At 65.8% G+C, this 25,651-nt stretch carries 26 protein-coding genes and 1 pseudogene; 10 read left to right on the forward strand and 17 right to left on the reverse strand.

Annotated features, from left to right (window positions below; translation table 11 throughout):
• Nucleotides 1-50: 50 nt before the first annotated feature.
• Nucleotides 51-887, forward strand: a complete 837-nt coding sequence (locus QX204_RS10425) for an LLM class F420-dependent oxidoreductase (protein ID WP_301906430.1) — start codon at nt 51-53, stop codon at nt 885-887.
• 190 nt (nt 888-1,077) lie between these two features.
• On the opposite strand, the gene QX204_RS10430 is transcribed toward QX204_RS10425, so the two are convergent.
• The 5 genes and pseudogenes from QX204_RS10430 to QX204_RS34420 all read right to left on the reverse strand — a co-directional run bounded on the left by QX204_RS10430 (nt 1,078) and on the right by QX204_RS34420 (nt 6,279).
• Nucleotides 1,078-1,836 carry a MerR family transcriptional regulator gene (locus QX204_RS10430; protein ID WP_301906431.1) on the reverse strand — a complete coding sequence of 253 codons (759 nt, stop codon included), beginning with the start codon at nt 1,834-1,836 and terminating at the stop codon, nt 1,078-1,080.
• A 104-nt stretch (nt 1,837-1,940) separates the two neighbouring features.
• On the reverse strand, nt 1,941-3,461 hold the full coding sequence (locus tag QX204_RS10435; protein ID WP_301906432.1) for a flavin-containing monooxygenase: 1,521 nt from the start codon (nt 3,459-3,461) through the stop codon (nt 1,941-1,943).
• The gene (locus QX204_RS10440) at nt 3,458-4,378 is read right to left on the reverse strand and encodes a ferritin family protein (RefSeq protein WP_301906433.1); all 921 of its coding nucleotides are present in this window, start codon (nt 4,376-4,378) and stop codon (nt 3,458-3,460) included. The genes QX204_RS10435 and QX204_RS10440 overlap by 4 nt, the downstream gene beginning before the upstream one ends.
• Nucleotide 4,379: 1 nt before the next feature.
• Nucleotides 4,380-5,273, reverse strand: a complete 894-nt coding sequence (locus tag QX204_RS10445) for an SDR family NAD(P)-dependent oxidoreductase (protein WP_301906434.1) — start codon at nt 5,271-5,273, stop codon at nt 4,380-4,382.
• A gap of 2 nt (nt 5,274-5,275) precedes the next feature.
• Nucleotides 5,276-6,279 (reverse strand): annotated as a pseudogene (locus QX204_RS34420) (alpha/beta hydrolase).
• 111 nt (nt 6,280-6,390) lie between these two features.
• Between QX204_RS34420 and QX204_RS10460 the strand changes: the two are divergent.
• A complete protein-coding gene (locus tag QX204_RS10460) occupies nt 6,391-7,434 on the forward strand; it encodes a ferredoxin--NADP reductase (RefSeq protein ID WP_301906437.1) in 1,044 nt (347 codons plus the stop codon).
• A gap of 34 nt (nt 7,435-7,468) precedes the next feature.
• On the opposite strand, the gene QX204_RS10465 is transcribed toward QX204_RS10460, so the two are convergent.
• Nucleotides 7,469-8,386 (reverse strand): DAPG hydrolase family protein, encoded by a 918-nt coding sequence (locus QX204_RS10465; RefSeq protein ID WP_301906438.1) that lies wholly within the window; start codon nt 8,384-8,386, stop codon nt 7,469-7,471.
• A 127-nt stretch (nt 8,387-8,513) separates the two neighbouring features.
• Here QX204_RS10465 and QX204_RS10470 point away from each other — a divergent pair, with 127 nt between their 5' ends.
• Nucleotides 8,514-9,413 carry a fumarylacetoacetate hydrolase family protein gene (locus tag QX204_RS10470; protein WP_301906439.1) on the forward strand — a complete coding sequence of 300 codons (900 nt, stop codon included), beginning with the start codon at nt 8,514-8,516 and terminating at the stop codon, nt 9,411-9,413.
• Nucleotides 9,414-9,444: 31 nt separating this feature from the next.
• Here the strand turns inward: QX204_RS10470 and QX204_RS10475 are convergent, their stop codons facing one another.
• Entirely contained in the window at nt 9,445-11,265 is a 1,821-nt protein-coding gene (locus QX204_RS10475; protein ID WP_301906440.1) for an ABC transporter ATP-binding protein, read from the reverse strand.
• Nucleotides 11,266-11,342: 77 nt separating this feature from the next.
• Here QX204_RS10475 and QX204_RS10480 point away from each other — a divergent pair, with 77 nt between their 5' ends.
• Entirely contained in the window at nt 11,343-11,747 is a 405-nt protein-coding gene (locus QX204_RS10480; RefSeq protein WP_301906441.1) for a MarR family winged helix-turn-helix transcriptional regulator, read from the forward strand.
• 61 nt (nt 11,748-11,808) lie between these two features.
• Here QX204_RS10480 and QX204_RS10485 read toward each other — a convergent pair whose 3' ends face one another.
• The 4 genes from QX204_RS10485 to QX204_RS10500 form a co-directional block, all read right to left on the reverse strand.
• A complete protein-coding gene (locus tag QX204_RS10485; RefSeq protein ID WP_062982090.1) occupies nt 11,809-12,300 on the reverse strand; it encodes a beta-class carbonic anhydrase in 492 nt (163 codons plus the stop codon).
• A gap of 190 nt (nt 12,301-12,490) precedes the next feature.
• On the reverse strand, nt 12,491-13,282 hold the full coding sequence (locus QX204_RS10490; RefSeq protein ID WP_301906443.1) for an ABC transporter permease: 792 nt from the start codon (nt 13,280-13,282) through the stop codon (nt 12,491-12,493).
• Nucleotides 13,279-14,031 (reverse strand): ABC transporter ATP-binding protein, encoded by a 753-nt coding sequence (locus QX204_RS10495; protein ID WP_301906445.1) that lies wholly within the window; start codon nt 14,029-14,031, stop codon nt 13,279-13,281. Before QX204_RS10495 ends, QX204_RS10490 begins: the two co-directional genes overlap by 4 nt.
• 31 nt (nt 14,032-14,062) lie before the next feature.
• Nucleotides 14,063-14,545: an MTB12 C-terminal domain-containing protein gene (locus QX204_RS10500; protein WP_301906447.1), complete on the reverse strand. Its 483-nt coding sequence runs from the start codon at nt 14,543-14,545 to the stop codon at nt 14,063-14,065.
• A 160-nt stretch (nt 14,546-14,705) separates the two neighbouring features.
• Between QX204_RS10500 and QX204_RS10505 the strand changes: the two genes are divergently transcribed.
• From QX204_RS10505 to QX204_RS10520, 4 genes are read left to right on the forward strand one after another with little or no spacing between them, the layout of a single operon-like run.
• On the forward strand, nt 14,706-15,188 hold the full coding sequence (locus tag QX204_RS10505) for a nuclear transport factor 2 family protein (RefSeq protein WP_301906451.1): 483 nt from the start codon (nt 14,706-14,708) through the stop codon (nt 15,186-15,188).
• Between the two features lie 56 nt (nt 15,189-15,244).
• The gene (locus tag QX204_RS10510) at nt 15,245-15,814 is read left to right on the forward strand and encodes a hypothetical protein (protein ID WP_301906456.1); all 570 of its coding nucleotides are present in this window, start codon (nt 15,245-15,247) and stop codon (nt 15,812-15,814) included.
• 46 nt (nt 15,815-15,860) lie between these two features.
• Complete coding sequence (locus QX204_RS10515) at nt 15,861-16,673, forward strand: alpha/beta fold hydrolase (protein ID WP_301906458.1); 813 nt, start codon at nt 15,861-15,863, stop codon at nt 16,671-16,673.
• 28 nt (nt 16,674-16,701) lie between these two features.
• Entirely contained in the window at nt 16,702-17,493 is a 792-nt protein-coding gene (locus QX204_RS10520; RefSeq protein ID WP_301906460.1) for a MerR family transcriptional regulator, read from the forward strand.
• Nucleotides 17,494-17,712: 219 nt separating this feature from the next.
• Here the strand turns inward: QX204_RS10520 and QX204_RS10525 are convergent, their stop codons facing one another.
• A complete protein-coding gene (locus QX204_RS10525; protein WP_301906462.1) occupies nt 17,713-17,898 on the reverse strand; it encodes a hypothetical protein in 186 nt (61 codons plus the stop codon).
• A gap of 375 nt (nt 17,899-18,273) precedes the next feature.
• Here QX204_RS10525 and QX204_RS10530 point away from each other — a divergent pair, with 375 nt between their 5' ends.
• Entirely contained in the window at nt 18,274-19,035 is a 762-nt protein-coding gene (locus tag QX204_RS10530) for a MerR family transcriptional regulator (RefSeq protein ID WP_301906463.1), read from the forward strand.
• A gap of 3 nt (nt 19,036-19,038) precedes the next feature.
• Here the strand turns inward: QX204_RS10530 and QX204_RS10535 are convergent, their stop codons facing one another.
• A complete protein-coding gene (locus tag QX204_RS10535) occupies nt 19,039-20,967 on the reverse strand; it encodes a S9 family peptidase (protein ID WP_301906464.1) in 1,929 nt (642 codons plus the stop codon).
• Between the two features lie 238 nt (nt 20,968-21,205).
• Between QX204_RS10535 and QX204_RS10540 the strand changes: the two genes are divergently transcribed.
• The gene (locus tag QX204_RS10540) at nt 21,206-21,874 is read left to right on the forward strand and encodes a DUF3159 domain-containing protein (RefSeq protein WP_301906465.1); all 669 of its coding nucleotides are present in this window, start codon (nt 21,206-21,208) and stop codon (nt 21,872-21,874) included.
• Between the two features lie 59 nt (nt 21,875-21,933).
• Here the strand turns inward: QX204_RS10540 and QX204_RS10545 are convergent, their stop codons facing one another.
• The 4 genes from QX204_RS10545 to QX204_RS10560 all read right to left on the reverse strand — a co-directional run bounded on the left by QX204_RS10545 (nt 21,934) and on the right by QX204_RS10560 (nt 25,585).
• Nucleotides 21,934-22,206: a hypothetical protein gene (locus QX204_RS10545; RefSeq protein ID WP_301906466.1), complete on the reverse strand. Its 273-nt coding sequence runs from the start codon at nt 22,204-22,206 to the stop codon at nt 21,934-21,936.
• Between the two features lie 51 nt (nt 22,207-22,257).
• Nucleotides 22,258-22,662, reverse strand: coding sequence for a group I truncated hemoglobin (locus QX204_RS10550; RefSeq protein ID WP_301906467.1), 405 nt, complete (start codon nt 22,660-22,662; stop codon nt 22,258-22,260).
• Nucleotides 22,663-22,680: 18 nt separating this feature from the next.
• Nucleotides 22,681-23,922 carry an oxygenase MpaB family protein gene (locus QX204_RS10555; protein ID WP_301906468.1) on the reverse strand — a complete coding sequence of 414 codons (1,242 nt, stop codon included), beginning with the start codon at nt 23,920-23,922 and terminating at the stop codon, nt 22,681-22,683.
• 385 nt (nt 23,923-24,307) lie between these two features.
• Nucleotides 24,308-25,585 carry a PucR family transcriptional regulator gene (locus QX204_RS10560; protein ID WP_301906470.1) on the reverse strand — a complete coding sequence of 426 codons (1,278 nt, stop codon included), beginning with the start codon at nt 25,583-25,585 and terminating at the stop codon, nt 24,308-24,310.
• Nucleotides 25,586-25,651 lie beyond the last annotated feature (66 nt).

A 25,651-nucleotide genomic window follows, 5' to 3' on the forward strand; every position in this document is an offset into this window, starting at 1 on the left:
GTCGGCATCGGTCTCGGAATAGTCGCGAGGATGCCCGCGTTGCCTTCGGCATGACCGGTGATGATCTCGGAAAATTCGGTGTGTGGCGCTATTACAAGGGGTTCACCCCAGCGGCGGCCCGCGAGATCGAAGAATTGGGGTACAGCGCGTTGTGGCTCGGCGGTTCGCCGCCGGCGGATCTGCCGGTGACCGAATCGCTGCTGGAGGCGACGGAGTCGCTGACTGTCGGCACCAGCATCGTGAACATCTGGACGGCGCCGGCGGACGTCGTCGCCGAATCCTTCCACCGGATCGACCAGCGATTTCCCGGCCGTTTCCTGCTCGGCATCGGGGTCGGACATCGGGAGGCCAACGGCACGGAGGCGATCAAGCCGTATGACGCGCTCGTGGCCTACCTGGACGAACTCGACGCGGCGGGTGTGCCGAAGGAGCGCAGGGCATTGGCCGCGCTCGGCCCCCGCGTCCTGGAACTCGCCCGAGACCGGACCGCGGGCGCACTGCCCTACCTCGCCCCGCCGACGCACACCGCGATCGCCCGCGAAACCCTCGGCGGGAGTGCGTTACTCGTCGCGGAGCAGAAGGTGGTCCTGGACGAGGATGCGGCGCGGGCGCGTGAGGTTGCCCGGGGCACGCTGTCGATGTATCTGGGCTTGGTGAATTACCTGGGTAATCTGCGCCGCTTGGGATTCACCGAAGACGACATCACCAAGCCGGGCAGCGACAGGCTCGTCGATGCCCTCGCCGTCCACGGCACAGCCGCCGAGGTTGGAGCCGGATTGGTGGCGCACCTGGACGCGGGTGCCGATCATGTCGCGATCCAGCCGTTGGACGAGGACTACCTCGCGGCGCTACGCGCGCTGGCCGCGGTGCTGCCTTTCGAGAAGTGAAGTAGCACGACGGTCAGCCACTGAGGCTCTGACCGCGCAGCTACGCGAGCGCACCCGACGACGGCGGCGTCAGATGGTGGCGACGATTCTGCCGGAGTCGATCGCCACCATGTGACGCCGCCGTGCGACGAGATGTCGTGGTCTGGAGGGTATGCGGCGATCGCGTGGAGGTAGGCGGGTGGACGAGGAGCTATTCCGGGTCCGCAGCAGAGCCGCTCTCGGCGGTGGTGGCCAGGTATTCGCCCAATTCCTGGGTCAACGTGCGGTCGAGCGCTTGGACGAGGCTGTGCTGCACGGCGGCGACGGCGACGTCGCGCAGGTGATTGATCATGGTGGTGGTTTCGGCGATCTCGGCGTCGGTGGTCGGTAGCCAGCCGGGGCCGTGCAGTTCGACGAGATGGTCGCGGGTGACGGTGAACATCTGGTGGGCGATGTCGTCGAGGCGATCCTGGACCACTGCCTGTAGGTCGGCGAGGCGGCGGAGGTCGAACTTGTACTCGCGCAGGTCGGCGAAGGTCTCCAGCAGGAGCGGATCGGTGAATTCCACCATGTCGCCGCGAACTCGGAGGACGCCGAGCTCGCTGAGGCGAGTCAGCATCGTCGGGTCGTTCGCCTCGGCGCCGAGGAAGGTCGCGACGAGTTCGAGGGGGACCTCGAGTGAGGCGTCGACCGGGTCGGGAGTCGCCGTACGCGGCAAACCGAGGACGTCGACGAGATCCTTGCCGGTTTCCCAGCTGGTGATGAAGTCGGCGATGTGGGCGGTGGTGAAGCCGCGTTGCAGCAGCGCGTCGATGAGTTTCAGGCGCTCGAGGTGGGTGTCGTCGTAGATCAGGGCGCGCCCGGCGCGGGCGGTCGGCACCGGGAGCAGTCCGCGTTCTTGATAGGAGCGCACGTTGCGGGCGGTGGTTCCGGCGGCGCGGGCGAGATCATCGATGCGGTACTCCGACACCCGTCTCGTCTCCTGTTCGTCTCGCGGCCACCGAGCAGGCACCGGCTGTGTCCATGTCCCCGGATTGCGTCCTCGGGGACATGGACACAGGGATCGTTGTCACCCTAGCCGAGTGGAACCACGGCATGGTCGCTGGTTCCGATCACCGATTCCGCGTCGGCGGGGGTGAACAGGAAGTCGTCGGGGTCGACGACGGCCAATTGCCGAACGTACTGGGTGCCGAAGCCGGGGAACATCGTCGCGTTGAAGCCGTCCTCGGTGAGATACCAACTGCGGCAACCGGAATTCCACGTCGTCGTCGTGAGACGCTGCTGTAGCTGCTCGTTGTACCGATCCTGTTTGTCGCGGCGCACTTCGAGGGTGCGCAGATTTTGCGTCAGGATCATGCCGATGGCGTCGGTCAGGTAGTCGATCTGAGCCTCCATGTACACCAGCGCCGAATTGTGGCCAGGTCCCGAATTCGGTCCGAACGTGAGGAACAGGTTCGGATATCCGGCCACGGCGACACTCTTGAACGCGTAGGCCCCCTTGCTCCATTCGTCGGCGAGGACCCGCCCGTCGCGGCCGGTCACCGGGATCGGGCTGCCGGCCTTGGACACCTCGAATCCGGTGGCGAAGACGATGGCGTCGAAGCGGTGCTCGATACCCTCGGCGGTGCGGATGCCGCGTTCGCTGATGCGGGCGATCGGCCAGGTGACCAGGGTGCAGTTGTCCTTCTGCAATGCCGGGTAGTAGTCGCTGGTCATCAGCAGCCGCTTGCAGCCGGCCCGGAATCCCGGGGTGAGCTGACGGCGCAACCACGGGTCGCGCACCTGGGAACGCAGGTGCAGCTTGGCCACCGATTCCACCACCCGGGTCAGCGGCGTGTTCCAGACGACCCCGAGCGCCACCGACTCATGCCCCCAAAACCAGCATCGGCGGGCGAGGGACTGGGTGACCGGCAGCCGACGATACATCTGCTTGGTTCGCTGACTGGTCGGTCGGTTGACCCGGGGTAGCACCCACCCCGGAGTCCGCTGGAATACCTTGACCGCCGCGGCGCGCCGTACGAGTTCGGGAACGATCTGCACGGCACTGGCCCCGGTGCCGACCACGGCGACTTTTTTACCGGTGAAGTCGTAGTCGTGATCCCAGCGCGCACTGTGGATCTTGTGCCCCTGGTAGTCCTCGATCCCGGGGATGCTGGGAAGACTGGCATTGGACAATGGTCCAGAGGCGATGACGATCGTGCGCGCCTGAACTGCGCGCTTACGTCCTGCCATGGCGATGGTCCACAGGCCCTTCACCTCGTCGAAGGTGGTCCCGGTGACGTTGTGCCCGAACCTGATTCGGGGTCGCAGGTCGAATTCGTCGACCATCGACTCGATGTAGTCGAGTATCTCGGAACTGCCGGAGTAGGTGTGCGACCAGTCGGGATTGGGCGCGAAGCTGTAGGAGTACAACCGGGAGGGAATGTCACACGCGGCGCCGGGATAGGTGTTGTCGCGCCAGGTGCCACCCACCTGCGACCCGCGTTCGAAGATCGCGAAGTCGGTGATCCCTTTCTGGCGCAACCGAATCGCGGTACCGATGCCCGCGAAACCCGCGCCGATGATCGCCACATCCAGCGGCTCGGCGGCGCTCACGCGACGGGCTCGTAGGTCAGTTCCTTGGACCAGGTCGGCTGCGGTCCGAGGAAGCGGTCGGGAACACGTGCGGTCAGTTTCACCAGCGCGTCGGCGAGCAGATGGTAGGGGTGGTCGCGGTTGATCACCCAATTGGCGTGCATCTTCACGACGCGGTACATGGGTACGCGGTTGGCTATCGGATTGCGTTCACCCACGGCCCTGAAACGCCGCATAGCCGCGTACAGGCGCTCCTCGTCCACGCCCATGTCGACGACATTGTCGCGCATCTTGTTCAACAGCGGCACGTAGCTCAGGACGCCGATGAGCAGCGAGGGCTTGGCCCAGCCGCCGACCAGGTCGATGAGCAGTTTGCGGGCGGGGGAGTGCCCGAGCAGCTCCATGACCGCGTAATCGGTGGCCAGGTGCCGGGATTCGTCGGCATTGATCTTCTTGAACGCGTCCTGCGCGACCGGGTCGGTGACCTCGTCGGTGATGAATTTGATCAGCGCGCCGTCGAGTGCGACCTCGAGCATCGGAATGACCGTGCCGAGAAAGGAGAGCGACATGCCGTCGGCGTGCTTGTCGAGGAAGTCGATCACCAGTTTGACGTTGATGTTCGGTTCCGGGATCTCGTCGCCGTCGAGCATCCCCCAGCGGCGCATCAGCGCCAGCTCGGCGTTGGCGTGGCGCTGTTCTTCGGCGTGGAAGTAGCGGTAGATCTCACGCAACGTCTCCGTGGGTGCCTTCTGCGCCATAGCGGCGAATCCGCGCGCGCCGACGTTCTCGATCCACATCAGATCGGCCATGAACGGCTTCAGTTTGGCGTGCAATGCGGGGTCGATGAGTTCGGCGCCCGGTGCGTCCCAGTCGATATCGGCCAGTGCCCACTGTCGGGCCTTGATCTTGGCCAGCATGTCGTCGAAGTCGAAGGACATCTCAGACTCCTGTCTTCTCGGTGGTGGTGACGGGCTTCGGGTTCGTATCGGCTTGTGGGAGCAGGCGATTGATGGTGCCGAGGCCGCGGGTGTAGAGGGTGGGCAATTGGCGCTTGAGTAGCCAGATCAGCCGCGCGTCGAGCTGAGGCAATACATAGAGGCGGCCTCGGTCGTTGGCATCGAGGGTCATCCGGGCGACGCGCTCGGGGGAGTAGCCGGTCCAGCGCATCAGCGTTTCGGCCAGGTTCATCGCCGTGGCGTCGATGCGGCCGTCGCGGGCGACATTGGTCTTGACGAAGGTCGGGCACAGCACGGTGACCGCGACGCCGCTGCCGGTGAGCTCGGCGGCCAGCGTTTCCGACAGCGACATGACCGCGGCCTTGGAGACGTTGTAGGGGCCCATGGTCGGTGCGGCGGCGAAGCCCGCAGCCGACGCGACATTGATGATGCCGCCGCGTCCGGCCGCACGCAGTTGCGGGGTGAACAGCTCGCAGCCGTGGACCACACCCCACAGGTTGATGCCGAGTGCCCATTGCCAGTCGTCGAGACCGATCTCGCCGACGGGGCTGCCGCCGATGCCGACGCCGGCGTTGTTGATTACCAGGGTGGGTGGGCCGCCCAGCAGCAGTTCGGTGTGCAGTGCCAGGCTCTCCATGTCGCCACGGGAGGCGACATCACAGAACAGGGCATGCGCGGTCGCGCCGTGCACGCGTTCGATCAATCGCACCGTCTGCTCGGCACGGTCTTTGTCGATATCGGCGCACACCACCTGGCCGCCGCGGGCCGCGAGTTCGAGCGCGAACGCCCGGCCGATGCCGCTGCCCGCCCCGGTGACCACGGCCTTGGCGCCATAGGATCGACGGCTGTTGCCCGGTAGATGATCCAGTATTCCCACGGTCAGCTCACTCGCTCTCGGGTCGAGGTATCGGATGCCGCCAGTGCGTCGGCGATGAAACGGGCCGCTCGGCGCAGTGCCGATGCGGCCTCTGGCACCAACAGCGGCAGGGCCTGGAAGACGTGGACCTGTCCTGGCCATAGCTCGAGTTCGCAGGAGCCGCCGGCCGCTGTCACCATCTCGCGCAGGTGCACGGCATCGCCGACCAGCATTTCCGTGTCGCTGGCCTGCACGAACAGCGGCGGCAGCGCAGTGCCGGGCGGGATCGTCAACCGCAGTCGCGGTGAGTCGGCCGGTTCTGCGCGATGTACAGCTCGGCAGCGCTGCGGCCTACCCGCGCCGAGGCCATGGCTTCGGTGCCGTGGCGCTGATGGTGCTCGGCCAACTCGAACGAAAGATCGATCAGCGGCGAGAACAGCACGGCACCGGCGGGTTGCGGGGTGGCGGTCCTGGCATTGTCCAGCAGGAGGTCCATCGTCAGATGGCCACCGGCGGAGTCACCGGCGATGAGCACATCTGTTGCGCGATAACCGTTTCCGAGCAGCCACCGGTACCCGGCCGCGACATCGTCGGCGGCGGCGGGGAATCGGTGCTCCGGCGCGAGCCGGTAGTCGATCACGAATACCGGCAACCCGGTCTCGCGTGACAGCCGGGCCGCCAGACCGCGGTGCGTCCGCGCCGAGCAGAGCACGTATCCGCTTCCGTGGACGAAATAGATTGCCCGGTCGCCGAATTCGACACTTGCGGCCCGAACCCATTCCCCGCGTACCGCACCGGACCGGACCGGCGTCACCCGAGTTCCTGGAGGGGGTGGTCCGCCCACGGCCATGATCGCGGCTGTCACCGTTCTGGCCGCGGCTATGCCGATTCGATTGTGCGGAAGTGTGCAGTTGATCGGACGCAGTACGTGGTGGCCCGCTGCCAGTGCCAGCCGGGATCGTCGTGACGGTGGCACTGCCACCGTGTTCGCCAACCGTGAGGTCGCCGTTGACCTTGTTGTTGTCATGAGCCCAGTGTCATCAGCTTATGTGCCATTTGTCAATGGCACATTTGTGGTCCACACTGTGGCTGCAGGGGCGCCGAGACTCGATACCCGCCACGAGGGAGTTGCACGACGATGTCAGCCACAGGGCTCGATCAGCACATCTACCAGGTGAAAGTCCGCGATGTCATCCAGGAGACAGCAGATGCGGTGTCGATGACCCTGGATGCGGTGGCGGGTCCGGCGACCCCGTTCGACTACCAGCCGGGACAGTTCTTGACACTGCGGGTGCCATGCCCGGGCGGGTCGCTCGCTCGCTGCTACTCCTTGTCGAGTTCGCCGCATCTACTCGCCCGCCCGACCATCACGGTCAAACGCGTCCCCGACGGTCGCGCATCCAACTGGATCTTCGACAATGCCTCGCCTGGAACGGTTTTCGATGTTCTCGCACCTGCGGGCAGCTTCGTCCCGCGAGACTGGACCGCGCCGTTCCTGCTGGTGGCCGCGGGCAGCGGAATCACCCCGATCATGTCCATCCTGCGGACGGCCCTTGCCCTACACCGCAATCCGATCACGGTGGCCTACGCGAACCGCACTGCCGAATCCGTCATCTTCACTCACGAACTCGATGCGCTGGCCCGATGCCACCCCGATCGACTCACCGTCACGCACTGGCTGGAATCGGAATCCGGCCGACCCACCGAGGTAGCCCTACGGTCCTGGCTCACCGTGCCCGCGCAGTCACACGCCTACCTCTGCGGTCCGGCGCCGTTCATGGCGGCAGCTCGCGGCGCATTGGCCGCCAACGGCCTTGCCGCGCAGCATATTCACGCCGAGACCTTCGTGTCGCTGACCACCGATGCTTTCGATCGACCCGCCCAGGTGGTCTCCGACAGTACGTCGAGCTCGACAGCGACGGTCGAGCTCGACGATGAGATCCACTCCGTCACCTGGCCGACAGACGCCGTGCTCCTCGATGTGCTGCTCGCTCGCGGATTGGACGCGCCCTATGTGTGCCGCGAGGGAACCTGTGGCGGCTGCGCGTACACCCTGCGCCGAGGCGAGGTCCACATGCGCGAGAACCACACCCTCGACGAGCACGATCTGGCTCGCGGTACCCGACTCGCCTGTCAGTCACTGCCTCGGAGCGAAATTCTCGACCTCGCATTCGACCGATGATCCGCGGGCTCGAATGGGTCACGCGGAATCGGCGTCAGCGGGCGAATTCCTGGTAGAGCTGCGGCAGAAATCCGGCCAGGTGATTCATTTCCTGCCCGCAGTGCAGGAGCAGTTCGCGGGCGAGGTCGACATCGAGGACGAGGTCTCGGGGGTCGACGGCAGGCCCGCGTTCGATCGCTTGCGCGGCTCGGTGCAGATCGGGTTGGTGGAGGCCGTGGAGATTGAGGTAGAAGCGGCTGCGCATCTCGCACCCCTCGGGTGTCGGCCTCACCTGGTGCGCCAGCCATCCGAGGTCGACCGGTGCGACGATGCTGCCGACCCGTCCGAGAATGATCGTGTGCTGATCGGGGACGCGGAAGCCGTGGGCACGCGGGTCGGTGAAGGCAATCGCCAGTTGCTGGAGTTTCGGGCCGATGTACTCGTCGACGTAGGCGATGTTGCCGATGTACTTCTCGCGGTCGGGAATGCGTTCCGCCGACCGGTCTCGGGCGACCGCGCAGTAGAGGTGCGCGTCGGGGTGCCAGAGTTTGTAGCGCGCGGATTCGACGGTGTGCCAGGCGAACCACCAGTCCCACATGGCAGCGGTGACGCCCCGCATCTCGGTATGGACCGCGACCCAGATCGCGCCGGATGCGGTGGTGCCGTAGCCGGTTTCCACCGGGGCGATACCGTGCGGTGAGAGGTCCGTCGGAAGTTCGGAGAACTCGGGGATCTGTTCCGGTGGTGTCGGGCCGCCGAGATAGGCCGCAGTCACCGAAGGCAGCACGGGAGCGGTGTGCGCGGCCATGAATTTCGCGTACGGTTCGGCGCGGTCCTCGGCGGAGTATCCACGGTATCGAACGTTCGGATCGGCGGTGGCGGAGCCCGGGAGACCGGACAGTGCCAACCCTGCGCCGACGACCGCCGCCAGCTGGATCGCGCCGCGCCTGTTGGGCTTTGATTGACTCGGCATCCGTCGACACTATGGTCACAGAGAGCGGACGCCGAGGCCTTGGGGCAGGTCTGTGAAGTGCCACAACGTGCGGAGGTGGCAACGGTGCCCGAGCCGACCTCCGGCCACAGCGAACAGAGGATCGTCGATGAAATTGCGTCGTATTCGGACCGAGGACGGATTGCAGACACAGTCTTTGCGTGATGGGCAGTGGTCCGCGCATCCGCAACCGCTGGCGGGCAAGGTGTTCAGCGATCAGTGGGAACTCGGCATCGCCGACGGGCACCTACGAGAGTCCGAGCTGCTGCTGCCGTTCAACCCGGCATCATTTCGGGACTTCATGTTGTTCGAGCAGCACAACATCGACGCCAGCCGCGGTCTGGTGCGCCGATTCCATCCGGCGCAGTACCGGTTGGCAGTCGCGGTGGAGCGGCTGAGCGGTCGCAGCTTTCCACTGTTCAAGCCGAAGCCGTTGTTCTATCAGCAGCCGATCTACTACCTGGGAAATCATCTGACCTTCGTTCCGTCGGGTACCCCGATCTGCGCGCCGGCCTACTCGTCGGCATTGGATTACGAACTCGAGATCGGATTCGTTCTCGCCGAGCCGCTGTACTGTGCGACGCCGCAGCAGGCCGAGGCCGCGATCGGCGCGTTCGTCCTGCTCAACGATTTCAGCGCGCGAGATGTTCAACGAGCCGAGATGGCCAGCGGGTTCGGGCCGCAGAAATCCAAGCATTTCGCCAGTTCGATGTCGGCGACAGCCGTGACCGCGGACGAAATCCTGCCGCGCATCGACAACCTCACCGGGTCGGTCAGAATCAACGGAGATACCGTCGAGACGGTGTCGAGCGCCGGGATGCGATGGAGCCTCGGTGAAGTCCTCGCCCACGCTTCCCGCAGCGAACAGCTCTATCCCGGAGAGTTGTTCGGAACCGGCACGTTGCCCGGCGGCAGCGGGATGGAAACCGGCAACTGGCTCGAGCCGGGAGACGTCCTCACCTTGACGCTCGACGATATCGGCGAGGTCGAACACCTCATCACCGGCTGATAGGTACGCGGGCACAGCCATGTCCTTCGGCTCAGGCCGCCACTACCTCGGCGGCGCCGTTGAGCCGGGCGTAGCGTCCCCCGTCGTCGACCAGCGTCGTGTGGTCGCCGAGCTCGACGACCCGGCCGTGGTGGAGGACGGCGATCTGGTCGGCGTCGCGGATGGTGCTGAGCCGGTGCGCGATCGTGATGACCGTGCGGCCCTGGGCCACCACGTCGATGGCGGCCTGCACCGCACGCTCGGTCTCGTTGTCGAGGGCGCTGGTCGCCTCGTCGAGCACCAGCACGCGCGGGTCGCGCAAGAGGGTGCGGGCCAGGGCGATGCGCTGCTTCTCGCCGCCGGAGAACCGGTGACCGCGCGACCCGACCACGGTGTCGTAGCCCTGGGGCAGCGAGGCGATCAGTTCGTGGATCTGCGCGGCGCGGGCCGCGCGCTCGATCTCGGCGTCGGTGGCGCTCGGCGCGGCGAAGCGCAGGTTCTCGCGAATGGTCGTGTGCAGCAGGTAGGACTCCTGCGACACCACACCGACGATGCGAGCCAGGGTGCCGAGCTCCAAGTCGCGGACGTCGATTCCATCGATGGTCACCCGTCCTGCGGTCACGTCGTGCAGTCGCGCGACGAGCGAGGCGAGGGTGGTCTTGCCGGAACCGGTCTCGCCGACCAGGGCCAGTGTCGACCCAGCCGGCACGACGAGCGAGACGCCGTCGAGCACGTCGGGGCCCGCCGCGTCGTAGCGGAAACCGACATCCTCGAACCGGACCTCGCCCACGACATCGCGCGGGTCGAGGTCGACCGGCTGGGTGGGCTCATCGATCTCGACCGGAAGGTCGAGGTAGCCGAAGATCCGGCTGAACAACGCCATCGAACTGGTGACTTCCACACCCACGTTGAGCAGAGCCATCAGCGGCCGGAAGAGCCCGGCCTGCAGCGTGGTGAAGGCGACCAGCGTGCCGATGGTCATGCCGCTGCTGGTCGCCGGAAGTCCGGCGGCGAGGTAGAGCAGGGCGGGGATGGCCGCGAAGAGGATGCTCATGGTGGCCATCCGCCAGCGGCCCGCGAGCTGCGAGCGCACTTCCAGGCCGACCAGATCGTGCGAAGTCTTCTCGAACTGAGCCGAGGCGAGGGGGCCGGTGCCGAGGGTCTTGCCCAGCTGCACGCCGCTCACCGAGAGCCCTTCCTCGACCTGACCGTGCAGGTCGGCGAGGTGGCGTTGGCGTTGGGCGGTGATGTCACGGCGAAGCAGGGCGACGCGTCGGGTCAGCCAGATCGCCGGCGGCAGCACCACCAGCGACAGCAGCGACAACCGCCACGACAGCACGGCCATAGCGACGGCGGTGCCGACCACGGTGGTGACGTTGCTCGCGATGGAGGTCGCGGTGCTGGTGACCACCGACTGCATGCCGCCGACGTCGTTGATCAGGCGGGACTGCACCTCACCGCCGCGCGTGCGGGTGAAGAACGCCAGCGACTGCCGCTGCAGGTGGCGGAACACATCGGCCCGCAGCACGTGCATGACCTGCTGCCCGACGGTGGTGGAGATGAGCGTCTGGCCGACGCCGAGCACCGCGGTGAGCACGGTGACGGCGAGCATGCCGCCCACGGCCCACAGCAGCAGCGACACGTCCTGGTGGGGCAGCGCGTCATCGATCACCAGTCGCAGCAGGAACGGCGAGGCGAGGCTGATCGTCGAGCCCGCCACGATCAGGACGGTCAGCAGGGTGAGCTGAAGCCGGTACGGCGCGAAGAGCGCGGCGATCCGGCGCAGAGATACCGGGGACTCGCGCAATTGTGCGCGGTCGGCCGGGTCGGGTCGGCGGGTGCGGCCGCCACCGGCGGCGACTTTCACTTCCATCTGCAACCCCCTTGGGTTGTGTTTATGCTGAGGTTACCTCACTATCTGGTAGGGGAAACAAGGCGAGAGGCGGGTTTATGCCCGACAACGAGAGCGATCTGCTGATGCAGGTGGCCAGGACGCTGCGTCGTCGCTGGTCGGCGGTGTACGCGCCGATGGGGCTGACCCCGCACCAGGCCCGCGCGCTTCGGGTGGCGGGCGAGCACGACGGGCTGCGGTTGTCGGCCGTCGCCGACGCGTTGCGGATCAGCCCCCGGTCGGCCACCGAAGTGGTGGACGCGCTCGAAAAGGCGGAACTGGTCACGCGCGAGCCCGACTCCACAGACCGTCGCGCCACCCTCGTGTCGGTGACCGCACGGGGTAGGCGAACTCTCGACACCCTGACCGAGGCACGCACGAAGGACGCCGACGATTTCTTCGGAAGGCTCACCGACGAGGAGCGTGCCTCGCTGCGGGACATCCTCGGCAAGCTCATCACCTGAAGCGCGCCGAGTGATGAAGGTGCCCGAGCAGCGCGGCTGCTCGGGCATTCTCAACCGACGATCAGTCGAGCACTTCGTTCAGTTTCCCGGTCGCGACGTCGAAGACGAACCCGCGCAGGGAAGTGGTTTTGGTGATGAAGGGGCTGCGTTCGATGCGGCGCAACGAGTTGCGGACGTCCTCGTCGAGATCGCCGAAGGCCTCGGCGGACCAGGTCGGTTTGATGCCGATCTCGTCCTGGATGGCCCGTTTGAAATCGTCGTCGGTGAAGGTGAGCATGCCGCAGTCGCTGTGGTGGATCAGGATGATCTCGGTGGTACCGAGCAGCCGCTGGCTGATGGCCAGCGAGCGGATCTCGTCGTCGGTGACCACGCCGCCCGCATTACGGATGACGTGCGCTTCACCGTCCTGCAGACCCAGGATGCGGTAAACGTCGAGGCGGGCGTCCATGCACGCCACCACGGCGACGTGCTTGCTGGGCGGCAGCGGGAGCGGGCCCTTGAATTGCGCGGCGTACGCGGTGTTGTTGCTCAGGTATTCGTCTGTGACGGTCATGGCGGCGTCCTCGGGTCGATGGGTTGCGACATACGAATCTCCGCATTCATGGTTGGTGCTGTTCTGGAGAGCGGCCAGAGATTCGCGCAGATCGAGGAGAAGGGTCGTTCGCAGCGATGCGAACGAGTAGAAGCGCGCATTAGACGCTACCCGATTTGCGATCCCCGCTGCTCCGGTGACGCTCCGCTGATCAGTCCGTCGTGACATCGCGGCGCGAAAGCCGCACCATCCCGAGCACGAAGAACACCGAAGCGATGAACGCGAAATACGCCAGCGAGCCGTTGGCGCCGCCGAAGATCGGGCGCATCGTCGGGTACTGGCCCGCGCCCAGTTCGCCGTTCTTGAACGGCATCCACTGCGCGACGACGTTCCCGATCTTCACCGGCAGCATGGCGGAGAACGTTTCGATACCGAACTTCCACAGCAGCACCACACCGACGACAACGCCCGGACGCGGTATCAACCCGGCGATCCCGATCCCCAACGCGGAGACGAAGAACGCGAAAACCGGAAGCCCCCACAGCAATCGGAGGCCCGCCGAGGAGGTCAGCTCGACTCGTCCCCACACGTCGGGAAATATCACCGGAAAAGCTGCTAGCAGAATGATCACGGTGGCCAGCGTGGCCGCCGCTGCGATCAGCCCGAACACGATGAGCTTCGCCACCGGCAGCATCCAGCGCCGGGTCTGCGCGCAATAGACCAATTCCACTGTCGCGTACTTGAATTCGTTGCTGAGCGAGGAGACGCCCCCGGACATCAGCACGATCGTCGAGAAGATCATCACCCAGTAGCCGGCATTGTTGGTGTCCATGCCGCCGCTACCGTTGACCTTGTTCATCGCGGTGGCGATCGCCAAGCTCGCGTTCAAGACGATCGGCAGCAAGACGGCGAGCGGCACGATCGCGAACCACACCGGGCTGCGCCAAGACAATTTCGCCAGTTCGCTCCGCACCGCGCGGCTCAGATCCGTTGGTGCGCTCACTGTTCCACCTCGCCCGGCGCACCGGTGTCGCCGCGATACTCGACGCTGCCGCGAGTCACCGTCAGGTACGCCGATTCGAGCCGACGCGGGCCCGAGCCGAGCGCGATCGTCTCGTCACGGTCGGCATCGGAGAGAACCCGCCCTCGGCCCATGATCACGATCCGGTCGGCGGTGATCTCGACTTCGGTCAGATTGTGCGAGGCGACCAGCAGCGTCCGTCCCTGGCGGGCCAATCCGGTCAGGAGTTCGCGCAGCCACAGGATGCCGTCCACGTCGAGGCCGTTGTCGGGCTCGTCGAGCACGATGATCCGTGGGTCGCCCAGCAGCGCGGTGGCAATGCCGAGCCGCTGCAGCATGCCGAGCGAAAACTTTCCGACCAGGCGATTTTCGACGTCGGCCAGTCCGACGCGCGTGAGTGCCTGCTGGACTTCGCCGGTGGGAATGCCGCCGAGGCGCGCCTGCCATGTCAGATGCTGTTTCGCCGTGTGCTTGGGGTTCCTGGCGAAGGTATCGAGGTTGAAGCGGACCTCGCGCATCGTGTGGGTGAGTTCGCGCAGTGACCGCTCGTTGATCTGCACGATGCCCGTGTCCGGTGTCGTCAGCCCGGCGATCATCCGCATGGTGGTGGATTTTCCGGCGCCGTTGGGCCCGAGCAGGTACGTGATCGACCCGGCGGCCGCCTCGAAGCTGACGTCGCTGACCGCGACCCGGTCGCCGAATCGCTTAGATATTCTGGAAACTTTGATCATCGGCGATCGAGTCATCGATTACGGATCGTGGTCAGTAGCCGAAATCCGGATTGCCGGTGCAGCCGCCCATGGCCTCGCACGTGGCCTTCCAGTCGACCTTCCACAGGCCGTCTTCGCGGACGTAGCTGTAGGACCCGCTCGTGGCCGGGAAGCCCGCCATCACGCCGGACAAGGTCGCGGTCATGGTGTTGCCGGTGATGTTCTTCGACGTCGCGCGCTCCTGGATGGACAGGAAGTCGTAGACCCCACCCTGGGACAGAATGCCCTGCAGCGCCGGGCCGACGGTCGAGCCGTGGTAGCTGACCTCCTGCTTGGCGCTCATCGGCAGATTCGGGTTCCACAGCGCCGCGAATTGCGCGGCGATGGCGTCGAGTGACGGGTCCGCGTCCCGGATGTAGAGGTCGGCGACGGTCGCATCCCGCACCGAGCGGTCCGCGAGCGCGGGCGTTGCGGCGCCCACCGTCAGCAGACCGGCGAGACCCAGGACGGCGAGCAGGCCGGCGATCTTCTTCATGACATTCCTTCGCGGACAATCGAGACGGCGCGGATCGGCTGCCGTCGTTACCTCCGATAGTGCTCAGCACGCTACTGACCGTAGTAAGGTTAGCCAATCCTAAGTTTTCGACGTCGGCCGAACGCCCACCCGGATCTAGAACACGTTCTACAATCCTGCCATGGACCTTGTCGCTATCGAGGAGATCAAGCGTCTCAAGCACCGCTACTTCCGCACACTCGATCTGAAGCTGTGGGACGAGTTCGCGGACTGCCTCGCCGAAGACGTCTCCGCGCGCTATGGCACGCAAGCCATGGGCGAGCCGCTGCACTACGACAACCGGGCCGACGTCGTGGCGTTCATGGAGAAGAACCTCGGGCCCGGGATCGTCACCATCCACATCGCCAACCACCCCGAGATCGAGGTCGACGGCGATACCGCGACGGGTTCCTGGGCCTTCGAGGACACTGTCCTCGTGCCGAGCGCGAAGGTCCAGATCCGCGGCGGCGGATACTATTGCGACACCTATCGTCGCGACCGGGACGGGGCGTGGCGGATCGCCTCGACGCGGTACGAGCGCATCTACGAGGCATTGACCTCGCTCGAGGACCTCCCGAGCTTCACGCTGCTAGCCAACCGCTGGGATCCCTCGCTCGAGCACTGACTTTCCGAACGTCATGCCGGACTGCGCATGTCGGACATCGTTTCTACAATATCGGCGTGACGCTCACCCTCGCCGACCTCGTCGGCTACACCGATCGTGGCCTCGATGCCGATCTCGCCCGCTGGTTCCCGGATGACAGTGAACCCGTCGTCATCTCGGCCGAAACCCGTTCGGTAAAGCCGTTTCTCGCAAGATTGGCCCCTGTCGACGCCGCCGCGCTGGCGGCCTTCGACCGCCGGGTCCGCTCCGGTCGGCTGCCGCAGTTCCTCGACATCTTCGACTGGTCCTACGCTTTCGACTTCGCCGACAACGGCTGCGCGATTCTCGATGCCGACTACACCACCGAACTGACCGACGAGGACGTGTTCTCCCTCGGCGCCGACGGCGGCGGCAACCTCTATGTCCTGCTCACCTCCGGCCAGGTCGCGGTGTGGTTCCACGAGGAGGAAGTGCTCGAGGGCGGGACCCGCTTCGACAACCTCGACGTCTTCCTCTGGTCGTATGTGCGCTACCGAGCGGTGCGCGCGGGCAAACTCGCCCTCTCCGACGTCGAGGCCGACTTCGCCGCGCTCGGTCAGGACGGCGCGCTGGCCGAGGACCTGGGGTTGCTGAGTCTGATGGCCTAACGCACGGTTGACCCTGACGTAGGGGAAACCCCGCAGCATGGTCGGCATGACTACGACAACCGATCACTTCACGGTCCGCCACGACGGCGTCACGATCCCGGTGTCTCGCGGTGGCGAAGGGCGGCCCTTGGTTCTGTGTCCTGGTCTGGCTTCGACACAGGCCGACCTGCACGAACTGGTCCACCTGTTGCGGCGCGACTTCGACGTGGTGACCTTCGACCTACGGGGCCACGGCCTTTCCTCCGCCGGGGACCGCTATTCCTTCGAGGCGTTCTTCGGCGATTTCGTCGCCGTGATGGCGGAGCTGGGCCGCCGCGGCCTGCCCGCCGCGCCCGTGCTCGCGGGTCACTCCTACGGTGCGGATCTGGTCGTGCACTACGCCGGCGAATATCCCGACGCTGTCAGCGAACTCGTTGTCATCGATGGGGCGAATCCGATCCCTGAGCCGTTCGTCACCGAGATCGACCTGCCGGAATTTCGCGCACTCTGGGAGGACCTGGCGATCCGGCCGGAGACCGTCGAAGGCACCGCGCGCCAGGTGTTGCTCACCGGACGGGAAATCCTCGACCTCAATCTCGAGCTCGATGTGATCCGGTCCGAAATTCTCGACCGGTACCGCCGGATCGACCGTCCGATCCGCGTGATCATGTCGAGCTCGATGGCCGGTGACAGCGTCGAGGGGCGAGCGCCGCGGCACAATCGGCTCTGGCGGGCAGGCATCGACCGGTTGGTCCGCGAGCGGCCGGACATCTGCCCGTCCTGGCTCGATGCCGGTCACGCGCTCGTCCTCACGCATGCTCCGGAAGTCGCCCGGATCATCCGGAGCGGGCGAACTCCGGCCGACCGGGCGGCTTCGTGAACTGGTCGCGGCCGAGGAGACTGATCCGATGCTGACGATCGGCGAGCTCGCATCGTATGCCGGAGTGACCGTGCGCGCTGTGCGGCACTATCACGCCAAAGGTCTACTGCCGGAGCCTGAACGAGACCACTCCGGCTATCGCAGGTACGACGCGGGCACCGTGGTGGAGCTGATCAGAATCCGGACCCTCGCCGGGGCCGGGGTTCCGTTGGCGCGCGTGCGCCAACTGCTCCAGGCCGACGCCGAAGAATTCGCGGCGGCGATCGCGGACATCGATACGCGGTTGCGGGCAGAGATCTGGCAGCGGCAGCGGCACCGTGAACGGATCGCCCGCCTCGCCGCGGGGGACAGTCTGGCGTTGCCGCCGGAGGTGGTGGAGTTTCTCGACCACCTGCGGGCACTCGGTGTCGACGAGCGGATCGTCGAGGTCGAACGCGACGGTTGGATCCCGCTGGTCGCGCACTCACCCGAGCGAGTTCTGGAGTTGATGGCGCGCAAGCGGGCGCAAATCGCCCACCCGCAGCTTGTCGACTTCTACCGCACCCTGGGCGAAGCCCTCGACCGAACCGACAACGACTCGATGCTGATCGACCTGGTCGACAAGATGGCCGCCTATCTCACACAGCTCGCTGATGAGCAGGGCGAGGACTACGTCGGCGGCGGCTTCGAGCCGTCCCTGGTCGAATTGCTCGACGCACTGGCGTTCGACGCCGCACCACCGACCCGTCGACTGATCGAGTTGCTGAAGCAGCGGGGCTGGACCGGTTGGACCAAGCTCGAGCGCGTGGATCCGAGACGGAGCGGTGTTCCAGTCAACTGAGTGCGCTCGATAGGCGGCCGCACCGCGCGTCGGAGCCGGTCCGGGCGAAGCTGCCTGTGCCACTTGTGATTGCGCTGGCGCGGCTCCCGTGTTCGAGCCGCTGCAGCGCCTAGAGTGAACCTTGCCCCGCGACGTGGCGGCGGAGTGTGGGTGCATGGGGAAGGGTTCGCCTCGGTCGGCTGGCCGGTCGAGGCGAACCGCATCGCCATGCTCGAGCGATCAGCGTCGGGTGCGCTCCCGTAGCGCTTCGGTGCCGGGTGAGCCTTCCAGCGCTACCGCGCTGATCCAGAGCCCGATCATGTCGGCGGTCTGGTCGATCACCGCATCGCGGTCCATGCCCTCTTCTTCCATCTTGACCGCGCGCAGCGCGGTGGAGAAGCCTGCGTTGAGCACGATGTAGGCCATCGTGTCGATGTCGAGACCATGGGTCGGGCCGAGGGACTATGCGCGGCACACCGGCTGCGGGATTCGCGGTGAGAGGCGACAGATCGGCGTGCCGGTGGGAATCGATAATTCGGTCAGGTAGGCCGCCGCCACGATGTCGTTGACGCACAAACTGATTCCCGCTTGCGCGACGGTTTGCCGCTCACCCTCGATAGTCAGTTGTCCCCACGATGCTGGGCGAGAACGGCCCCGGCCGGGGCATGAGGTCGACGTGCGATGTCAGCAATCATGCTCTTCCTGGTGGCATGGTGAAAGCAAGAAGGTCAGGCGCCAGTGGGCAGCATGCCGTTACAGCACAGTCCAGGCGGAGGCGCGAATGCGGGGAGGTTGTCGAGCATGACGTGGAGTACGAGCGAGGTCGCTCAGCTCGCGGGGACCACACTGCGCACCGTGCGGCACTATCACGACATCGGCTTGCTGGAGCTGCCCGCACGAGCGGCCAACGGCTACAAGCAGTACGGGGTCGAGCACTTGCTGTCGCTGATTCGCATCCGACGTCTGGTCGGGCTGGGATTGACCTTGCCCGAGATCGCGGGCATGTCCGAGCGTCGCGAGCATCCGTCCGAGGCGCTGCGACGATTGGACGCGCAACTCGAACAGGAGATGACCCGCATCCAGCAACGCCGAGACCAGCTGGCCGTGCTCCTGCGCGATGCCGGTGATGCCGCCGATCTCGGCATCGAGCTGGCCCCCATCGCCGATCATCCGCTCACCGAACCCGATCGGTCGTTCCTGGTCGTGCTCGCGCGCATCGTCAGCCCGCGAATACTCGATGCGTACCTGGCGATGATCGAGGCGACACGAGCCGACCCCGTGTTGGCCGAACTCGACGCGCTGGCACCGGATGCCGACGTGGACACTCGCGCCGAACTGGCCGAGCGCATGAGCCGCCATCTCGACGCCGTGCACGCCGAATTCCCCGATCTGCTCGACGTCACAGTCGACGCCCCGGTGGGTCCGCGTGTCGCCGGGCATGCCCTGCGGGTCGCGATCGAAGAGCTTTACAACCCGGCACAGATCGACGTCCTCGCCCGTACATCTCGGTCTATGGCCGCATCCGGTCACCCGGCCGACCAGGACAGGTCCGCTGAGTCGTAACAGCTACTGTGGCCGCGATGAGCCACGGCGCCCACCGAGGTGCTCGGCGAAATGGCGCTCGACCGCGTGGTAGAGCTGCAGCTGATTCTCGGGGTTGGCGAAGCCGTGCCCCTCGTCGGTGGCGAGGAGATATTCGACCGGCACGCCTCGCGCACGCAGGGATCGGACGATGTTGTCGGATTCGGCGCGGACGACGCGGGCGTCGTTCGCGCCCTGGGCTACCAGCAGCGGGGTGCGGATCCTGTCGACCATGGTGATGGGCGAGCGTGCCAGCATGTCGGCTTTCTGCTCGGGATCATCGGGATTTCCGACGTAGCGGTACCAGCTGTTGGTGAAGTGCGCGCGTGCGAAGGGAGGCAGCGTGTTCATGAAATTCGCCAGATCGGAGATCCCCACGTAGTCGACCGCGGCGGCGAAGTGATCGGGGGTCACTGTGACGCCGACCAGGGCCGCGTAGCCACCGTAGGATCCGCCGAAGATTCCGATTCGGTCCGGGTCGGCGTACCCCTGGGCGACGGCCCAGTCGGTGGCGTCGATGAGGTCATCGTGCATCGCGCGCGCGAATTCGCCGATCGCGCTCGTGACGTGTCGCCGCCCGTACCCTGTCGAGCCCCGAAAGTTGACCTGCAGCACCGCATAACCACGGTTGGCCAGCAGCTGCGCCTCGGGGCTGTAGCCCCACGCATCGTGAGCCCACGGCCCACCATGGACCAGCAGGACCAGCGGTAGGTCGCGCGGCTCGATCCCGACCGGGAGTGTCAAAAAGGCAGTCAACGGCAACCCGTCTCGCGCCGGGAAACCGACAGCGCTCATCGGGGCCAGCGCTGCCGGATCCAGATGGGGGTACGGCCTGAACAATTGCCTGCTCGCACCGGTGCTGTGATCGTAGAACCAGGTCACCGCTGGATCGCGGTCGTGAACGAACGTCGCGATCCAACGCTGCTCCGCCTCGTCCGACGACAGTGTGCCCAACACCCCGTCGGAGAGCTTCGCCAGCTGCGCGTAGACCTCGGCGAAATCTGGGTCCACCACTTCGATCCTCGGCCTGTCCCCGACGAACCGTGCGGCGATCACCTCGCCGGTGCGACGGCTGAGGAAGACCGCGGGTGGCAGGACGCCCGGGGCGTGGAGATCCAGTGTGCACAGGCTGTGTCCTGCCACCGCGCAGACCACGGTTTCCTCGCCGGTGTCGCGGTCGATGCGGACCAACCGCAGGTCGTCGGAGTCCTGGTAACTGCCGACCAGCAGTCCCTTGCCGTCCGGTGTCACGATCTGTGGGTAGATGCCGAGTGGGTGTTCGGCCCCTCCCAGCCGACGCAGTAGACGCCGGTCGCCGGTCGCCGGGTCCACGGCGGAGATCTCCAGCGTGCCGTCCTCGGCCTGCCGTGTTTCGAAGGCGGGTTCTCCGGCGCGGTCGAGCAGGACCGAGATCGTCGGCTCGGGTTGCTCTCCGTGCAGCACTGTTTCGCCGACAGCGACGTCGATCCGGAAGGCGTCGATGAACATCGGCCGCGAATTCATCCAGACCAGCACACTGCCGGGTGCCGACGCCAGCGGTTCGAAACCGAACACCCGCGATCCAGGAGACAACGGAGTCAGATCGACCGATTCGGTTTCGGGAGCATCTGGGTCCGCCCGATGTAGATGCCAGTCCTCGTTGCCGTCGGTGTCCTGTAGATAGAGCAGCCAACGTGAGTCGCCGGTCCATTGAAACGTCGAGATTCCACGCCGGTCGTCGTGCGTGACGCAGACCGCCTCGTCGTGGTCTTGGTGGATTCCGCGGACCCACACGTTCTTTCGCCCGTACTTCGGAGCCAGATACGCCAGTCGTCTCCCGTCCGGCGAGATCGACGGGCTTGCGAAGCAGGGGTCAGCGAAGAACCCCTCCACCTCGATCAGTTCGGGTGGGGAATTACCGATCACGGTGCTCATTCGGACTCCGTCATTAGTAGGACGTACGGGCTCGTCGCCAGGATCAGACACCATGCCCCTACGGCATGGTCAAATCCGGTCCTGTCAGCCGTCCCTGTCATGACAGATGTCATGCCGCATCCGTGGCGTTGTCACTCGAAACAGTGTTGGGGCGCACTGTTTTCCCGCCTCCGGGACGACGAACGTTAGAACTGTGCCTCGCACAAGACCTTTCCCGCGCAACAGTTCGGAGAGCGCCATGTTTGAGCCCGAATCCCACCGCACACCCGGCAGCGTCGACGAGACCGCCGTCCCGCGTGTACCGACGAACGATCCGACACAGAGCCTGATCGACCAACTCGGCGGTACGACGGGCATGATCTACACGGCCGTCCCGGTCGTTGCCTTCGTCGTGGCGAACGCGCTGGTGGCCCTACCGATTGCCATCGGGTCGGCCATCGCCATCGCCCTCGGCATCATGGGGCTCAGGATCGCTCGCGGCGAGCCGGTGATGCAGGCGAGCGGCGGGCTCGCCGGGGTAGTCGTCGCGGGTGGCGTCGCCGCGTGGACCGGCTCGGCAGGCGGGTTCTTCCTGGTCGGTATATGGGCCAGTCTGGCCGGTGCCGTCGTCACTTTCGTCTCGCTGCTGGTACGTCGACCGCTGACCGGCCTGCTGTGGAACGCCTTGCACGGAAACAAGTTCGATTGGCGAGGCGACCGCCCGTCACTGCGCGGGCACGATCTCGCCACCCTCGTGCTCGCCACGATGTTCGCGGCACGCTACTTCGTCCAGGACTGGCTCTACGACATCGAAGCCACCGGCCGGCTCGCCACCGCCAGGATCGTCATGGGAGCCCCACTGCTGGCGCTGGCCCTGGTGGTTGTCGTCTGGGCGTTTCGCCGCTCGACCAAACGACTGGCCGCATGAGCCACGTCAACGGTTTACGGCCTCAGGTTGTACGGGCGGCGGCCGGCGGATCGCTCGGGTCAGTAGCGGGTGGGGGAGCAGGGATCAGGAAGGGCCGAGAACGTGGCCAGATCGCAGATGCCGCCGGTCAGCATGTGGATCGGGGTGATACCGAGCAGGACTATCAACCCGATGATGTCGCCGCGCTCGACGAAACTGCCGGCCGACTGCACTGCCGACGAGCCGTAATCGATTGCCGCCGACCCGGTTTGCCCTTCGGCGACAGCGGCAGTGGTGCCGACGAGCGCCGCTGCCGCGACAGTGACGGCGGCGATATTCAAGGTGGTACGCATAGGTGGTCCTCGGTTTCGGTGGGTGAGTCGAACGGTGGATGTTGTCCTCGGTCACGGGCCCGAGCAGATGTCATCGGCCAGCGGCGACACCACGGCAAGGATCTGGGCCAGCAACTCCGACGGGACTCCGGCGACAGTCATGGCATCGGCGAGGTGGGCTGCGACGAGGTCGAAGTGGACCTTCGTGATGCCGCGGCCTCGATGGACCTGCTTCATCGCAGCGCCTATGTAGGGGTCCGGACCACCGAGGGCGGCGGAGAAGAACTCGACCTGACGGCCCTTCATACGAGTCATGTTGGTGCCGGCGAAGAATGGGCCCAGCGCCTCGTCGGCGAGTACTCGCGTGTAGAACGCGTCGACGACAGCCTGTAATGCTTCATAGCCGCCGACCTGTTCGTAGATCGACGAGGCCTCGCAGGGTTCGGGGGTTTCGGACTGGAGCGGGTAGAACGTCATTGCAGCGCCTGCCGTGGTTCAGCGGTGGGGTTGGTTCATGTCGCGGTTCATCGTCGGAATCTCGATGCTGATCGGCATCCGCAGTTCGGCCAGGTAGACCAGGGCGGCCTTGCGCAGGAATTCGTCGAGAAGCCAGTAGGGGTCGCCCAGGGGCGGGACCGCGGTCAGCAGACCCTCGCGAACGGCGATGAACGGACCCCAGCTGAACCGCAGTAGCGGGTCCCAGACCGGTTCCCGCGGAATCGCGAGTCCGTCGGCGATGGCATCGCCGAGCAGGAAGCGGGTGAACGCGCCGAGGATCGGCTTGCTCAGCAGGGCGAAGTCGATATTGGCGCCCAAACCCAACAGTCGGTCGGCGAGCTTCGCCCCTTCCGGCGTTGCCTCGATGATGGGGTCGAGGACCTGTGCCGCTTGGGAATTCGCGTCGGGCCATGACTTGGGGATGTATTCGTTGCGGACGCCGAGCAGATGCGCGGCCACCTGCCACGAATGCAGGAACGCCGCCGATTCGTGCGCCGGGATCGGCACGTTCCAGGCGGTCAGGTGCTTCATGACGGTGGTGGGCAGGCTGTGCCAGGTGACTATGATGTCGTTCTGGCTGATCGGGATGTCTTCGGTGGCCGACTGCACCCAGTGCGGCGACTGCGGCAGCAGGTGGCGCACCGCGGCGTGAACGAGGCGGGTCTTGACGCAGGTGACGATCATTTCCCCGTCGGCGGCATAGGCATTCGCGCTACCGATGTCATAGCCGAGTTTCGCGGTCTTGGTGATGCGGTCTTTGAGGTCGTGGCCGCCCTTGGAGTAGTAGACGGCCCGCGCTTCCTTGGGGATGACGGTGCTCATCATGCCGCTGGCGAACCCGTAGAGGACACCGAGATACAGTCCACGCTTCTTGTTGAACTCGATCGCGGTCCCCAGCGCGCCCAGATCGGTCCACTGCGGCAGTTGGCGGGCGTACTCCATGAAGTCGCGCAGCTCTGTGGGTAAACCGCCCGGTAACGATTGACCGTTTCGGGTCCAGGTCCGCAACAGTTCGTTGACCCTGGGCACTTCCCCGCGATCGATCAGTCCGGCGACGAGCTCGTCGGCTTCGGGATCCCACACGGTCATCGGGTCGACGCCGGACCCGCTGCCGGCCACCGATCCCTGGGGGGACCAGGTCCATGGCTCGGCTCGTACGGGCGTCACGATCGACAGTGCGCCGATCGCCCCCAGGATTCCGCCGGTCTTCAACGCGTTGCGTCTATTCAGCCCGTCCATGAAATTACTCCTCATTGAGTATGCGCAGGCCCGGCGTGTGATGAAACTATCCCGTGTCTCAGCTAGTCGAACCTCGGAATGAGTAGTAACTTATCAAGGTTTGGAGTCGCGGTCGAGGCTTTTGAAGAACCTGCGGGACCCCGCTGCTCGCGCTGGTGACATCGTTGCAGGTCGACCGTAAACTTACTGGCCAGGGTGGTATTCAGCCCCCTTGTCGCACACGGTCGTCCGCTCGTATTCGCGGCGCGAGTGTGAACATGGAAGTGTTCCAGTGAGGAAGATCAGTGAAATGCTTGGTAACTTACAAGCTGGGCGCCGCGGGCTTTGTGGACGGCGCAGCGTGTCTGCTCGTCGCTGGGCAGAGGTCACCGGTCGGCACGTGCTGTCAGCGCTTCCCGAACGATGGCGGCTGTATCCGTTCGAGTCGTGCCTGGCGGACATGCGTCGCCGCCGAGCCCTCGGTCGGCCGCTGGTGGGATGCCCGTGCCAGTTCGAATGCGCGGGCGATCACCGCGGACTTCAGCTGCCACAGGCCTGACGCGTGCATCGCGTCGAGCCCGGTCAAGCTCGCGATCCGATGCAGCCGGTAGATGATGGTGTTCGTATGGATGTGGAGGAGTCGGGCGGTGCGCTGACGGTTCATGTCATTGGCGATGAGCATCTGCAGGGTCTGATACAGATCGGGATGGTTGTCCAGCGGTGCGAGTAGCTCGCCGAGCTTGGTCAGGCCGGGGCCCGGTCGCGTGAGCTGGTATTCGAGCGCCAGGTCTTCGAATCGATAGAGGCGCGGGTTGTAGCCGAGCCGCTCGATGATGTCGAGAAGGTCATGAGCGAGCTGTGCGGTGTCCGGGATCTGGTCGGTCGTGGTCGTTACCAGGGTCGCTGTGATGTCGACCCTGGCAGCGCGGGAGAGCGCCTCGATCAGGATGTCGAGTCGGGTGTCGTCGGTATCGGCACCGGGAATCAGAATGGTCCCGCCGTCGACCGACAGCATGGCGAGAGCGTCGTCGTAGTGCTCCGCGAGTGCGGTATGGACTCTGCGGAGCTTTCGCCGCGCGAGGGTGTCGTCGTCGATCTGCGGGTCGTGATCGTCGGGGTCTCGGGGGATCGACACTGCCATCACCGCATAGGTTTCGGCGACGCTGACGCCGCAGTCGCGGGCCATGCTGGTCGTGGCTCGGCCTGCGAGGAGGGCGGCGGTCAATGCGCGCGTCGCGGTGAGGTGTTCGCTGACCACCCCGCGGTACTCGCGGAGGTAGGCGTTGATCATCGTGGTGGACATGAGGTTCGAGATCGCCATGGTCGTGCGGAGTCTGTCGATCAGCGCGTCGCGATCGTAGGCCGCGTCGGAAGTGCAGATCCGGTCGACGCTCACCCGCAGTGATTCGTAGAAGGCGTCCAAGATGGTGTCGATCGGCACGGCTTCGCGGGCCCAGCCCGCTGCGGCGGCCGAGAACCAGTCCAGCTGGTCGGAGACGTTGCGGCCGGCGATGACGCCGTCGCCGATCTCCAGGCACTTCTTCGTCACTGTGGCGATGTCACCGTGGATCGCGTCGCCCAATTGGGTGTCGCGGGTGGCTATATTGTCGATGAAGTGGCTGACGAGCTGGCCTGCGAGACTTGCCGGATCAGGCAACGGCGAGCGGTCCAGTTCGATCGACATCGTGGCTCCTTCGGGTCGCAGCCCACACGACATCGGCCGTCGACCGGCTGTGTCGACAGCGGCCGT

This window comes from Nocardia sp. PE-7 (assembly GCF_030486425.1).
Lineage (GTDB): Bacteria > Actinomycetota > Actinomycetes > Mycobacteriales > Mycobacteriaceae > Nocardia > Nocardia salmonicida_A.